General features: G+C 38.4%; 14 protein-coding genes. 4 read left to right on the top strand and 10 right to left on the bottom strand.

Annotation, left to right across the window (positions count from 1 at the left end):
* Positions 1–9: 9 nt before the first annotated feature.
* Together MKL62_RS03810 and MKL62_RS03815 are read left to right on the top strand one after the other, a co-directional pair.
* Entirely contained in the window at positions 10–498 is a 489-nt protein-coding gene (locus tag MKL62_RS03810) for a hypothetical protein (protein ID WP_001284535.1), read from the top strand.
* A gap of 235 nt (positions 499–733) precedes the next feature.
* Complete coding sequence (locus tag MKL62_RS03815) at positions 734–1,579, top strand: metal-dependent hydrolase (protein ID WP_000844946.1); 846 nt, start codon at positions 734–736, stop codon at positions 1,577–1,579.
* 52 nt (positions 1,580–1,631) lie between these two features.
* Here the strand turns inward: MKL62_RS03815 and MKL62_RS03820 are convergent, their stop codons facing one another.
* The 4 genes from MKL62_RS03820 to MKL62_RS03835 all read right to left on the bottom strand — a co-directional run bounded on the left by MKL62_RS03820 (position 1,632) and on the right by MKL62_RS03835 (position 6,008).
* On the bottom strand, positions 1,632–2,726 hold the full coding sequence (locus tag MKL62_RS03820) for a YheT family hydrolase (RefSeq protein ID WP_000513051.1): 1,095 nt from the start codon (positions 2,724–2,726) through the stop codon (positions 1,632–1,634).
* 19 nt (positions 2,727–2,745) lie between these two features.
* Positions 2,746–3,462: an SGNH/GDSL hydrolase family protein gene (locus tag MKL62_RS03825; RefSeq protein WP_002157720.1), complete on the bottom strand. Its 717-nt coding sequence runs from the start codon at positions 3,460–3,462 to the stop codon at positions 2,746–2,748.
* Between the two features lie 42 nt (positions 3,463–3,504).
* On the bottom strand, positions 3,505–3,912 hold the full coding sequence (locus MKL62_RS03830) for a nuclear transport factor 2 family protein (protein ID WP_002046912.1): 408 nt from the start codon (positions 3,910–3,912) through the stop codon (positions 3,505–3,507).
* 71 nt (positions 3,913–3,983) lie between these two features.
* A complete protein-coding gene (locus tag MKL62_RS03835; RefSeq protein WP_005128525.1) occupies positions 3,984–6,008 on the bottom strand; it encodes an NADPH-dependent 2,4-dienoyl-CoA reductase in 2,025 nt (674 codons plus the stop codon).
* A 135-nt stretch (positions 6,009–6,143) separates the two neighbouring features.
* Between MKL62_RS03835 and MKL62_RS03840 the strand changes: the two genes are divergently transcribed.
* Positions 6,144–6,704 (top strand): PadR family transcriptional regulator, encoded by a 561-nt coding sequence (locus MKL62_RS03840; protein WP_000056571.1) that lies wholly within the window; start codon positions 6,144–6,146, stop codon positions 6,702–6,704.
* A gap of 2 nt (positions 6,705–6,706) precedes the next feature.
* Positions 6,707–7,624, top strand: coding sequence for an alpha/beta fold hydrolase (locus MKL62_RS03845; RefSeq protein ID WP_001147225.1), 918 nt, complete (start codon positions 6,707–6,709; stop codon positions 7,622–7,624).
* A 45-nt stretch (positions 7,625–7,669) separates the two neighbouring features.
* Here the strand turns inward: MKL62_RS03845 and MKL62_RS03850 are convergent, their stop codons facing one another.
* The 6 genes from MKL62_RS03850 to argC form a co-directional block, all read right to left on the bottom strand.
* Positions 7,670–8,725, bottom strand: coding sequence for a 3-deoxy-7-phosphoheptulonate synthase (locus tag MKL62_RS03850; protein ID WP_005128524.1), 1,056 nt, complete (start codon positions 8,723–8,725; stop codon positions 7,670–7,672).
* Positions 8,726–9,151: 426 nt separating this feature from the next.
* Complete coding sequence (locus MKL62_RS03855) at positions 9,152–9,514, bottom strand: YnfA family protein (protein ID WP_005128523.1); 363 nt, start codon at positions 9,512–9,514, stop codon at positions 9,152–9,154.
* A 3-nt stretch (positions 9,515–9,517) separates the two neighbouring features.
* On the bottom strand, positions 9,518–11,794 hold the full coding sequence (gene clpA, locus MKL62_RS03860; RefSeq protein ID WP_000952702.1) for an ATP-dependent Clp protease ATP-binding subunit ClpA: 2,277 nt from the start codon (positions 11,792–11,794) through the stop codon (positions 9,518–9,520).
* 9 nt (positions 11,795–11,803) lie between these two features.
* Complete coding sequence (gene clpS / locus MKL62_RS03865; RefSeq protein ID WP_001260033.1) at positions 11,804–12,217, bottom strand: ATP-dependent Clp protease adapter ClpS; 414 nt, start codon at positions 12,215–12,217, stop codon at positions 11,804–11,806.
* Between the two features lie 9 nt (positions 12,218–12,226).
* Positions 12,227–12,985, bottom strand: coding sequence for a DUF6776 family protein (locus MKL62_RS03870; protein WP_085940527.1), 759 nt, complete (start codon positions 12,983–12,985; stop codon positions 12,227–12,229).
* Between the two features lie 75 nt (positions 12,986–13,060).
* Positions 13,061–14,116, bottom strand: coding sequence for an N-acetyl-gamma-glutamyl-phosphate reductase (gene argC, locus MKL62_RS03875; protein ID WP_030423752.1), 1,056 nt, complete (start codon positions 14,114–14,116; stop codon positions 13,061–13,063).
* Positions 14,117–14,208: the final 92 nt, after the last annotated feature.

Here is a 14,208-nt window from a genome sequence, read left to right on the forward strand (position 1 = left end):
TTTAGGGCAATGGCAAATAAAAAACTTTTAATCTGTGCTGCAATTGCGGCTGGACTATTGTTAACCGCATGCGTTAAAAAAGAGACACCGAAAGAAGAAGAGCAAGACAAGGTTGAAACTGCTGTTTCAGAACCTCAACCACAGAAGCCTGCAAAATTTGAATCTTTAGAGAGTGTAGATACTCAAGAAGCTCAAGTTCAAGAGCAACCACAAGTTGAAGTTCATCGTGAAGAAACTGCTAACACGACAACTGAAATTCGCCGTGAAACTCGTCCTGCGCGTTCTGATGAATCTTCACAGACACAAGTTGCTGAACAACCTAAATCTGAGACACCAAAAGTAGAACCTAAACCAGAAAAAAAACCTGAGCCTAAAGCTGAACCTAAACCGGAAAAAGCTCAGTCAAAACCAGCTGCTAAGGCAACTGAACCTGCGAACACAGAAGATGATGCCGTTGCTGCTGCTATTGCTGCTGCAACACCAGCACTTAAGAACTAAGCTTCTGTTCAAGAATGCCCAAATTATTTTTTTAATTTGGGCATTTATATAAATAGTCATAATACAAATAAATTTAATTTTATTACTTTTTGTCTTTAAAGCTCTCCTGTCTATCATTTTAGGACAATCTATTTTCAATCATTCGAAATTTATTGACTCCAATCTAGTCTGCTTATAATTTTTATTAACAAGTTCCTTTTTGGAACTTAATCTAAAAGAAGATTGGAGCAAGAAAATGAAAACAGCTTTAAACCGTACACCAGCCTCTTTTCCTGTCCGCCGCATGGACTACAATTTTGAAGATACTCCGCGCTATTGGTGCAATCATGAGCCTTCTCTCACCCACTATTTCACGGGTCTTTCAACTTTATTTCCTGAAGGTGAATCATATTTTGTTAGATCTGTCCGTGCTTTACGAGCTAAAGCTAAAGAGAATGAAATTCTAGACAGAGAAATAGGCGCATTTATTGGTCAAGAAGCAATGCATTCTAAAGAACATCATGCTTTCCATGTCAGTGCACAACAATATGGTTTAAATCCAGAATCACTAGAGAAAGCTACAGGTATTGTTCTTAAAGCTATTGAGAAAGTTTTTAGTAAAAAATGGAATTTATTGGTAACTGTTGGATTAGAACACTATACAGCTGTTCTGGTAGTCAGCATGATGCAATCCGTGAATGAGCTTATGACCGACAACACTATTCGCAACTTATGGTTATGGCACAGTGTTGAAGAAACCGAGCATAAAGCTGTTGCATTCGATTTATATCAACACCTATATGGCAACGGATTAGATGCATATATTCCACGTGTTGCAGTTTTTACATTCAGTTTAGTTCTGATTACAGCCTTTTCAACTATTTACCATATTGTTCTAATGAAACGAGATAAGCAACTGACCAATTTCAGAACTTGGCGCAACTTTTTTAACTTTGCGAGCAAACAATATAAAGTGTTGATTCCTAAATTTCTTGAATACTACCGTTTTGATTTTCACCCCAACCAGACAGATGAAAAAGCTTTAGTTGCCGCTACAAAAGTAAAACTTGGAATAAGTGATAGATCACCCCTCTTATCTTAAAGTATAAAAAATAAAGCCCGAGATCTGGGCTTTATTTATATGCAAAGACTATCTATTTATTATGTTCAATTAAAAAATAATCAGCCATGAGACGTGCTGCCCACGATGTACTGCGCCATCCTTCATAAAATGCACAATGACTTCCTTTTTTCGTTGTCACCACAGCAACATTGCTCATCTGCTGAATTGGCTCTTTATATGGCTCTAAATTTTTAATAGAACATACAGGGTCATCTTCAGCATTCAAAATCATTAAAGGAATTTTAATATTTTCGAACACATAAATCGGGTTAATAGATTTACAGTAAGTTTCATAATCTTCAAAACCCGCCATCTCGAAGTATTCTTTTTCAAATTCTTCTAAATTGGTTGCTGATAAAACTTTCTCTAAAGATGCAATCTGACTCCATGTATTTTGGTACGGATAAATAAAATACTTGAAGAGCTTCTTAGTCATCATTTTACTGTAAAAAGGATGGACATTTTTAAAACCAATTTCTGTGTTATAGCCCGGACACATCGCAAAAGCAGCTTTAAAAGGTGTATCTTCGCCTTGTTCACCCAAATAACGAACTAGCAGCCCCGTACCGGCCGAAGAACCTACCGCATATAAATCCGATGCCGGAAATAAACTTTGAATATGGTTAAGTTGTTCCTTTAAATCACTCGTAGAACCAAAAAGAGAAATTTGCGGCACAGGCATTGGCAAACCTGCGTGACCACGGCGCAGGCATAATGCAATTCGCCAGCCTGTGTATCGATTTAAATCGCGTACCAATTCACGCATACTCTCAGGTGTACCTGTAATGGTATGCATAATTACAACTGTTGGTGTATCTGGCGGTAAGTTATAGCCATACCAAGCAATTGCGGTAATACCACCATCACTCATAGTGAGTTGATCAATTCGATCATATGCCAACTTTATTGTTTGTTTTCTAATAAGATCAAAATAAAGTAAGTGAACATGACTATTTGTGAGCCAAGGCGTAGGACGATATTTCTGTTTAAGTTGTGGCAACTTATCCAAAATATCTTTTATTTTTCCTTGAGGATGATAATAGACTTTTGGATGCTCAGCGCCCAACACTAAATCGAACAGCTCCGAACCGAAATCTTTAATTTTATTAAAAACAGATATGCCCATATCCAATAACTACCTATGACTATGAGTTAAATGATTGCCGCACTATGGCTGCAACCTGCCGTCCCCAAACTGCGTAAACTTCTTTACTTGGATGAAAACCGTCACTTGCCATAGGCAAGTTCATGGCTTGAAAAGTTTCAATATCATATTCAAGAAACTTAAAATGGCTTTGTGGTGCTAACCATTGTTGTAATTTTTGATTCATTTGCTCTGCATATTGCCCAAACAACCAAGCTAGTGGATTCGGTAAAGCCGGGAAATGTTGCATTGGAGGCACACCGGAAACGATAATCAACTTTGGCTGAAAACGTTTCTGTATATGCTCAAATAATTGCTTCTGTTGTTTAATCCATGATTTAGCAGAGGTCAACTTTGTGACATCATTTACACCAATAGATGTCACAATCACATCATACTTCTGCTCTTCTAAATGCTGCAAAGCATTAAAAACTTGTCGAGTTGTATCACCAGTTTTAGCATGAAGTTTCCACTGTAGGGAAAATTCATTTTGCAGTTCTTGAATAATAGCACCAGACAAGGCATCTTTCTGATTTTCTACACCAACACCCGCTGCGGCAGAATCCCCCAAAATAAGCAGAGATAAAGATTTACCTTGACCAGCTCTACCTTCTCGTTCACCTTTGGCTTCTGCTAAACGTGGTGTGTTCTTTCGAACTTTATGACCTTGTATGAATAATACTGGTAATAAAAACAACGTTGAAAGTTTTAACCACATTTTTATATACCTCAATATTCTTTCTTAGGCTATTTAACAAAATTATTGAGGTTTAAATTGAGCTATTCGTATGCCCATTTGCTCAGCTAATGCAGCTAAACCGCTCATTGGACGAATCATTACTTCAAAATCAACAATTTTACCCTGCTCATTAAAACGAATCATATCAATACCTTTTAATGATTTATCTCCTACATCCGCACTAAACTCCAGCACAACATTTTCACCATCTTCCGTGTAAAATTCTCGATGATAGGTAAAATTCTGAAATACCTGAACTACATTGGTGAGAATAAAGAAAACAACTTGTCTTCCCTCATAAGGTTTATAAGCGACCGGTGAACGGAAAACGACTTCATCTGCCAGCAAATCATTTAAGTTCGATAAGTCATTTGACTGAATCATGTAATGCCATTTTTCTAATGACTGTTTAGTTATTTCGAGTGTCATTTTTTATTTTTCCTTCAAATAGGTTTTAGTAATGAGCATTCTCTTACCCAAGACAATGCTCATTTAAGTCATTAAAGTACCGCTGCTAGTTCAGCACCTTGACGAATAGCACGTTTAGCATCCAACTCACCTGCTTCTTTAGCACCACCAATCAAATGAACATTTTTACCATCTTCTTTTAATTGGTCATACATCGCAGTAAATGATTCTTGGCCCGCGCAAATCACAACATTATCAACCTCAAGTACTGTTGGTTTGCCATCAACAGTAATATGAAGCCCTTGATCATCTACTTTGTCGTATTGCACACCTGCTAACATTTTAACGTTTCTGTTCTTAAGCCCGGTACGATGAATCCAACCAGTCGTTTTACCCAGCCCCGCGCCTACTGAGGAAGCTTTACGCTGCAACAAATAGATTTCTCGTTCAGAAGCTTCAACTTTTGGCTGCTTTAAACCTCCGACATGTTCATAGTGAGTATCAATACCCCACTCTTCATAAAATTTTTCTGGATTTAAACTACCACTTTCACCTTCATGGGTTAGGTACTCAGCCGTATCAAAACCAATACCACCCGCACCAATAATGGCAACACGCTGACCTACTGCTACACGCTCTTTAAGCACCTGTAAGTAGCTCAACACTTTTGGATGATCAATACCTTCAAATTGTAATTGACGAGGTGTTACACCAGTTGCTACTACGATTTCATCAAAATCTGATTGGCTTAGCTCTTCATAAGTTGCTGGATGGTTTAATACAAGTTCAATGTTCGGGCGTAATTCAATTTGACGATTGAAATAACGCAATGTTTCGTAGAACTCTTCTTTACCTGGCACAGTTTTAGCGATATTAAACTGACCACCAATTTGATGACTTGCTTCAAAGATTTTAACTTGGTGTCCACGATCTGCCGCATATACAGCAAAACTTAAACCTGCTGGTCCTGCACCTATGACAGCAATATTTTTCTGATTTTGTGCTTCTTTAAAGATTAGTTCTGTTTCATAACATGCTCGAGGATTAACTAAACATGTTGCGATTTTCATAGAGAAAATGTGGTCGAGACAAGCTTGGTTACAACCAATGCACGTATTAATTTCATCGCTACGGCCTTCACTGGCTTTTAAAACAAACTCGGGGTCTGCAAGCATTGGACGTGCCATTGAAACCATATCTGCATGACCCGATGCTAATACATGCTCAGCCATTTCAGGTGTATTAATACGGTTTGAGGTAATTAATGGAACTGAAACTTCGCCTTTTAATTTTTCAGTGACCCAAGTAAATGCAGCTCTTGGTACTTTGGTGGCAATTGTTGGAATACGAGCTTCATGCCAGCCAATACCCGTATTAATGATCGTAGCCCCAGCTTTTTCAATCGCTTTAGCAAGTTGAATAACTTCTTCTAAAGTAGAACCACCTTCAACTAAATCAAGCATTGATAAACGGTAAATAATAATAAAGTTTTCACCTACTATTTCACGTGTACGTTTTACAATCTCAACAGGAAAACGAATACGGTTTTCATAGCTACCACCCCATTCATCATCACGATGGTTTGTTCTGGCTGCAATAAACTCGTTAATTAAATAACCTTCTGAACCCATAATCTCAACGCCGTCATATCCAGCGTATTGAGCAAGCTTCGCACAGTTTGCAAAATCATCAATCGTTTGCTGGACCTCAGCAGAAGTCATTGCTTTAGGCTTAATGGGATTAATAGGTGCCTGAATTGCCGAAGGCGCAACAATCTCTGGCTGATAAGAATATCGGCCCGTATGTAATATTTGTAATGCAATCTTCCCGCCAGCAGCATGTACAGCTTCGGTAATGATTTTATGTTTTTCGGCTTCTTCTGTGCTATCTAACTTAGAAGCATGAGCAAAGGTTAAACCTGCCTGATTGGGTGCAATACCGCCAGTAACAATGAGCCCAACATCACCTTTAGCACGTTCTGCATAAAAAGCTGCCATACGCTCATAACCACCAGGCGCTTCTTCTAGACCAACATGCATAGACCCCATCAATACGCGATTTTTTAATGTCGTAAAACCTAAATCTAATGGTTTTAATAAATGTGGATATAACGACATAACAACTCCTTGGCTTGCTAATCTGCTTGCTTAATGCAACTTGTTGCACAAATTTATAATCAAATTTTGACTTTTATGCAACATGTTGCATAATCTAATGAGTCACACTTTACTTTTGCTTACAAACGGATTGCCATGTCACTTCCTCATGTTTTATTGACCAGTTTACTAGAACGGCCAAGCACGGGCTTTGAACTCGCCCGCCGTTTTGACCGATCTATGGGCTTTTTCTGGAATGCCACACATCAGCAAATTTATCGTGAACTCAATAACATGCTTAAAAAAGGCTGGGTTTCCACTTTAGAAAATGAGATGGATAGTGGCCGAAAAAAAACTTATCAAGTCGAACAACTTGGCCGTATTGAACTCGCTTCATGGATGACACAGCAAAGCGAACCCGCACAGCTTAGAGATGACTTAATGGTAAGATTGCGCGCTGAGGCGCAATTGGGCAATAATCAAATATTACCCGAACTGTTACGACATCTTGGTCTACACCAAGAAAAGCTTAAGCTTTACCAAACTATTTACGATAAAGATTTTAAAGATAGCGATGATTTGAATAATCGAGTGTTATATATTCATAAAATGATCTTAGAACTCGGCATTACTATGGAAACTGAGTGGATCAAATGGTTGGAACAAGTCATCCCGCAATTAAAACTCTTTGCTCAAGATAATGTATCTGGAGAATAATCATGCCTTATTACACCATGCCCGATCAGGAAAGTTTATTTGTACGCCGTGTTGGTCGTGGTGAACCAGTATTAGTTTTATCCGGTTTAGGTATGCAAAGTTGGCAATGGCTACCTTTTATCTATGCAAATCGTAAAGAATACGAGTTTATTATTCCCGACTGGCGGGGCTTTGGCGGTTCAAAAAATTGTGCAATTCCCGAGCAAGATGCTATATCAAGCCACTGGCAAGATGTTGCTCACTTAATTGAGCAATTAAAATTAGATAAATTTATTTTAATGGGCTACTCAATGGGAGCCACCACTGCAATGCATGGCATGAAACATGCTCATCTCGCTCAGCAGTTAAAGGCCTATTTACATATCGATCAAACCCCTAAAATTTCAGTAGACGCTACATGGCAATATGGGTTATTTGGACCATTACATGCCCAATTTAAACAATTACTCAACGATATTTATCAGTTATTATCAACTCACAAAAATGCTAAATATCTGTATGAATTATCACTTCCGGACCGTCAAAAGTTGGTGCGTTTATGGGTAGATTTTATTGAATTGCAAAGTAGCAATCCATTTAGTCCTTTTGTTTTTAAAACTGCGTTAAAACAACCATTTTTACAAAAATATCTTCTTCCGATTCAACGTTTAGACTACTTATTTTGGTATGTCGAAAATTATCTTTTCCACAATGAAGATTATCGTGAAGCACTTCAGCAATTACAGTGCCCAACAACTTTCTTTATTGGCCGCAATTCGACACTCTATCCAGAAACGGGGCAAACCCTGATTGCACATAGTGTCGAACATGCAAAAACAATTTATTTTGAGCGTTCAGGCCACACGCCATTATTAACCGAGCCAAAAAAATTCGGGCATGAAATCACTACTTTTTTATCCGAACTTAAACATGCTTCTTAAAAAAAGGATCTGCTAAAACAGATCCCTTTTTAAATGTTTACATCATTAAGCCGAATGAGCTAATTCACTTGCTTTTAATTGTTTAGCAACATTTAACAAAAGCTGTTCAGTTTTATCCCACCCTAAACAACCGTCCGTTACCGACTGACCATAAGTCATTTCACATGAAATCTTCTGGTTACCATCAACTAAATGGCTTTCAATCATGACACCCTTTACCTGAGTTTTTAGACGTTCAGCAACGATTTGCTGCAAAACTTCTGGCTGACGTAAAGGATCTTTACCACTGTTGCCATGACTACAGTCAATAACTAAGGCAGGTAGGTTTTGCTTGTGCTTTTCTCTAATTGCCTGAATTGAAGCCAAATCATAATTAGGACCATGATTGGCTCCACGCAAAATCAAGTGTGGCAATGGATTTCCAGAACTCTGAATCACTGAAGGCAAACCTTGCTGATTCATACCTAAAAATTGATGCTCATTTTGTGCAGACTGGATAGCATCTAAAGCAATTTGAATTGAGCCATCCGTACCATTCTTGAAGCCAATACTGTATGGCATATGACTTGAGATTTCACGGTGAATCTGAGACTCACTAGTACGAGCTCCAATTGCACCCCAAGCCAATAAATCATCAAAATAGCCTGTTGCCATTGGGCTTAAAATTTCGCTCGCAATCGGCAAGCCTTTTTCAATAATTTGTAAATATAGCTCACGCGATTTTTCTAAACCTAATTGTAGATTAGATGAACCATCAAGATTTGGGTCATACATAAACCCTTTCCAACCTACTGTTGTACGCGGCTTTTCAATATAAGCACGCATCACAATGAAGATTTGATCTTTTACTTTTTCTTGTAATTTTTGCAATCTATCTGCGTATTCAAGTACAGCAACTGGGTCATGAATTGAACATGGTCCTGTAATAACCATTAAGCGCTGATCTTTGCCAGCAAGAATATTTTGAATAATTTGACGGTGTTCTGCAATTTGTCGTGCGAAGGTCTGCACAAGCGGATATTTAGCTTTTAACTGAACAGGTAAACTAACTGGTGTTTCTTTTGTATTGCTTTGAGTTAGTAAATTATTTAAGGCATTCATTGGTCTTTTCCTTTGGACTGAAACCTAATCAGTCCGATCATTTATTTGAGCGTTTTGGATCTATTCGTTGGCAAAGGTAGGCAAAAGTAAAACCAATAAAAGTTGCTAAAGTATGAATAAGTCATGTTGTTCATTTTGAAGTCCTCGATTTGAAAAAGATAAAGCATAAAAAAACCTGATCGGGGTTGCCGATCAGGTATTAACTGTGATGGGCAACTCTCGTGCCCGAATACGCTCAGGCAACTATCTAAATTGCCAGAAATAAAAGTAAGCGTTAGAATTCACAGATTGATTTAACATCTTTATCTCAAATATTAAAAAATGTTCCTTAAATCTAAAATACGCATTGTTGATGACTTTGACAAGTATTTTTTGCGAAAAAATTGCTTATTTTTTCACTTAAAATTTAATTGAACACTTTCAGAATTAACGGATTAATCCTTGAGGCTGTAAAATAATTAAACCTGCTCCGCAAAGCACGATTACGCCACCCAAGATATCCCATCTGGTTAAAGCGACCTGATCTACAAAACGAAGCCACATAAGTGCAGTAAAAATATAAATACCGCCATAGGCTGCATAAATCCGTCCAGAAGCTGCCGGATGCAATGTCAGCAACCAGACAAACACGGCCAAACTCAGAGCTGCAGGTAACCATAGCCACGCAGACTTCCCTTCTTTTAAAATAAGATAAGGAAAGTAACAACCCAAAATCTCAGCGATTGCAGTAATAATAAATAACCCGAACACACTAAATATTCGGGTTATAAAAAGACTATCAATTAACATAAATTAAGCTGGTTCTGCCGTATGATGATCTTCAAACACTTCAAGTTTTAGACCCACTGCTTTACCATCTTCTTTCTTCACTGATACCGCCACATTACCGCCATGATCTGCAAGTTCACCAAACAAAATCATTTCAGCTAATGGTTTCTTCAAGTGTTCTTGAATGAGACGTTGCATTGGGCGAGCACCCATTAAGCGATCATAACCATTTGTCGCTAACCAGTCGCGTGCACTTTGGTCGACATCTAAAACTACGCGTTTTTCATCTAGCTGCGCTTGCAATTCTGTCAAGAACTTATCAACTACAGATTCAATCACTGTGGTTGGTAAGGCTTTGAACTGAATAACGCCATCTAGACGGTTACGGAATTCAGGTGAGAATGCACGTTTCATGGCTTCTTGGTTGTCCGAACTATGGTCTTGCTCTGTAAATCCAATGCTTGCACGAGAAATACTTTCTGCACCAATGTTCGTCGTCAACACAATAATGACATTTCTAAAGTCTGACTTACGGCCATTATTGTCTGTTAATGCACCATGATCCATGATTTGTAATAACAGGTTAAACACATCAGGATGTGCTTTCTCAATTTCATCTAGTAACAATACACAGTGCGGATTTTTATGAATCGCATCTGTGAGTAAGCCACCTTGGTCATAACCTACATATCCTGGAGGAGCACCAATTAAGCGAGAAACAGCATGACGCTCCATATACTCAGACATATCGAAACGAACAAGCTCTACACCTAAAAGTTTTGCTAATTGCTTCGTAACCTCAGTTTTACCTACACCGGTAGGACCAGCAAACACAAAGCTACCAACAGGTTTATCCGGTGATTTCAAACCAGCACGTGACAACTTGATTGCAGAAGCTAGTGCAGTAATTGCTTCATCTTGACCAAATACAACACGTTTTAGGTCACGCTCAAGATTTTCAAGTACAGATTTATCATCTTTAGATACAGTTTTAGGCGGAATACGCGCAATCTTAGAAACGATATCTTCGATGTTCTCTACAGTAATTAAACTGTCTTCACTTTCTGCTTTTAGACGGCGCTGTGCACCTGCTTCATCAATGACATCAATCGCTTTATCCGGCAAGAAACGATCATTAATAAATTTCGCAGAAAGCTCAACCGCAGAAACTAAAGCTTTGTCGTCATACTGTACATGGTGGAAATCTTCAAACTTCGTTTTCAAGCCACGTAAAATATCAATAGTTTCAGAAATGCTCGGTTCATTTACGTCAATTTTTTGGAAACGACGAGATAACGCATGATCCTTTTCAAATACCTGACGATATTCTTGGAACGTGGTTGATCCAATACAGCGTAAAGTACCATTTGCTAAAGCTGGTTTGATGAGATTCGAAGCATCCATCGTACTGCCCATACTTGAGCCTGCACCAATGATCATATGAATTTCATCAATGAATAAAATCGCATTCGGATTTTTCTTCAAAGCGTTTAACAATTGTTTTAAACGTTTTTCAAAGTCACCACGATATTTTGTACCCGCAACCAATGCACCAATATCAAGACTGTAAATTTCTGCATGGCTTAGCGGTTTTGGTGCTTTACCATTTACAATGAGCCAAGCAAGGCCTTCTGCAATTGAAGTTTTACCTACACCTGGGTCGCCTACTAACAATGGATTGTTTTTACGACGACGGCAAAGAATTTGTGCTGTACGCTCAATTTCTTTCTCACGACCAATGAGTGGATCAGTTTTACCTTTTTGCGCTTCAACATTTAAATTGAGCGTATAAAGTTCTAATGGTCCGGCATTGCCTGAATTGCTTTCACCCTCAATGTCTTCAACTTCTTCTTCAACCTGAACTTCGTCTTTACGTGTCCCATGAGACAAGTATTGAGTTAAAGTCAATCGATTAATTTGATGACGTTTAAGCAGATAAACAGCAAAAGAATCACGCTCTGAATACATTGCGACTAAAACATCCGCACCTTCAACAGTACGGTCACCACCACTCGATTGAACGTGGAAAATTGCACGTTGCAAAATGCGGTCGAAACTTTCTGTTGGATGTGGAGCTTGCTCGCTATTTTCGCCAAGCTTAGGAGTATGTTGTTCTACATATTCTTCTAATTCTTTACGTAAAGAAACAATATCAGCTCCGCATGCTTTTAATGCATTCACAGCCGAATCGTTATCGAGTAAGGCTAATAGTAAATGTTCAACTGTAAGAAACTCATGTCTCTTTTGACGAGCCATGCTAACAGCCAAACGTAATGATACTTCTAATTGACGACTGAGCATGTGACCCCCTTATGCTTTAGGCTCAATCTGGCAAAGTAATGGATGACCTTGCGATCGAGCGTAATTATTAACAAGGTTTGCCTTGGTTTCCGCGATGTCTCTTGGATATACCCCGGCAGTACCTTTACCTTCATAGTGTACTGTTAGCATTACTTGAGTTGCTTGGTCAAGATTCATTGCAAAGTATTGTTGTAAAATTTCAATTACAAAGTCCATTGGCGTGTAATCGTCATTCAATAATACTACTGCATATAAGGGAGGACGCTTGAGTTCGGGAGGTGCTGTTTGCACAACAACCTCTCCGTCATGATCTTCGTTTTGCGAATCACTTAAGCGTGGATTGAAGTGCCAATCGACATAGCCAGACTGCTGAAAAGAAGCCTTAATATCTTTTAAATTTGTTTGACGCTTATTTGTTCGCATATGATGTTACTATTGTGAATTTGCTTCAGCTTGAGGAATTTCTGCAACAAAAGCAGAAGGTGTTTCGACAGGTTTACCACGCTGCCAACTAAAACGCTTAATAACCGGTGTATCAGAACCGCCTGTTAGACGCACTTCAATAAATTGAGGTGTGAACCCCTTAGGCATCGTCCAACGGCCAGTCAAACGCTCAAAATCAGTGAAGTTAAAGTTCTTATCTTCAAGTGGTACCACTAAAACTTCTGTATCTTTAATCAGTCTTATTTCAACTGAACCTGCAGCACGGCGTTTACTCGGGCTAACTTGTACCAGATCAAGCTGATATTCATAAGCATTTTCCGGTAACGGTTTAATCGCCAAATTTTGAATTGTTAAGCTTAAACCACCACGTTGTCTTAAAATTTCACGGTAGATGTTACTCATACCTTCTTGCTGCGTTTTATCAGCATTGGCTTGATTAAGTGCTTCAAACAAATCATTGGCATTTGTAACAGCAACATCACGCTCTTGTACAGCAGCATTCAAACTTTTGTTAACTGCATCTAATGCTGTTTTTTGTTTTTGCACTACCTCAACCAATTGCTCTGCATCTGCATCGTAACCAACAACAGTTAAACCTTGACGGTGCCCAATTGTATAGCCGAGCGCAAAACAACCACTCATTAAAATAGCGGCACCAATAAATAATGGTTTATTGGTGTTTAAAAATTTTTTCTTTTGCAACGAACTTTCTACAGAAGTCGTCTGTTCCGAGTTTTGCATCGTCATCTCAGTGTTTAAGATCAGAGTCAAGACACACATTTAAATCGAAATTTAAATGTGTGTGAAGCAAAAAAGAGTTTTTTATGGTAATAAACCAATCCCTTGTAAGCCTTCATCTTCACTAAAGCCAAACATAAGGTTCATATTTTGTACAGCTTGGCCAGATGCACCTTTTACAAGGTTATCTTGAGCCGCCAAAATAATGAGTTTATTTGGTTGTGGTTTATACAAAGCAATACGTAATTCATTTGCTCCGCGTACGCTACGAGTTTCAGGTGAACTATTTGCAGGCATGACATCTACAAATTTTTCATTTGCATAGAAGTTTTCATACAAAGCTTGTAAGTCTGTTTGTTTACCTGCTTCTGTCAAGTCTACATAAATTGTACTTAACATACCGCGAATCATCGGTACTAGGTGCGGAACAAATAAAAGACCCTCAAAAACATCTTTCTTACCTGCAATATTTTCCAAAGCCTCTACAATCTCTGGATGGTGGCGATGGCCTGCAACACCATAAGCTTTAAAGTTATCCGCATTTTCACTGTAAATCATGCCTAAACTTGCCTTACGACCAGCACCAGAAACACCGGATTTGGCATCAATAATAATATTCTTTGTTTCGATCAATGCTTGTTCCGATTTTAAAAGTGGAGCCAAGCCCAGTTGAACAGTTGTTGGATAACAACCTGGATTACCAATGACTTGAGCTTGCTTAATTTTTTCACGATTTAACTCAGTTAAACCATAAACAGAATCTTTTAGTACATCTGGGCAAGCATGCTCCATACCATACCACTTTTCAAATTGCTCAAGATTCTGTAAACGAAAGTCAGCAGCTAAATCAATAACTTTGGTGCCTGCTGCAATCAAATCTTTCGCATGTTGCATCGCAACACCATGAGGAGTTGCAAAAAATACAACATCACATTCTTTTAATGCATCAATGTTTAAATCTGAAAATTGAAGATCTGTATGCCCACGTAAGTTTGGGAACATATCAGCAACTGGTTTGCCCGCTTCTGTACGTGAAGTCAGAACTCGAACCTGCGCTTTTGGATGTCGTAATAAAATACGTAATAGTTCAACGCCTGTATAACCAGTTCCACCAACAATTCCGACAGAAATCACGTGCATTACCTCAAATTTTGAATCTATACTTGCGGTAGTATGACAGGATGTCTAGGCTTACAAAACCATTTCATGCTTGGTAATTTTAATTTTTTTAT

It is taken from the genome of Acinetobacter sp. AOR01_HL, assembly GCF_027855455.1.
GTDB lineage: Bacteria > Pseudomonadota > Gammaproteobacteria > Pseudomonadales > Moraxellaceae > Acinetobacter > Acinetobacter baumannii.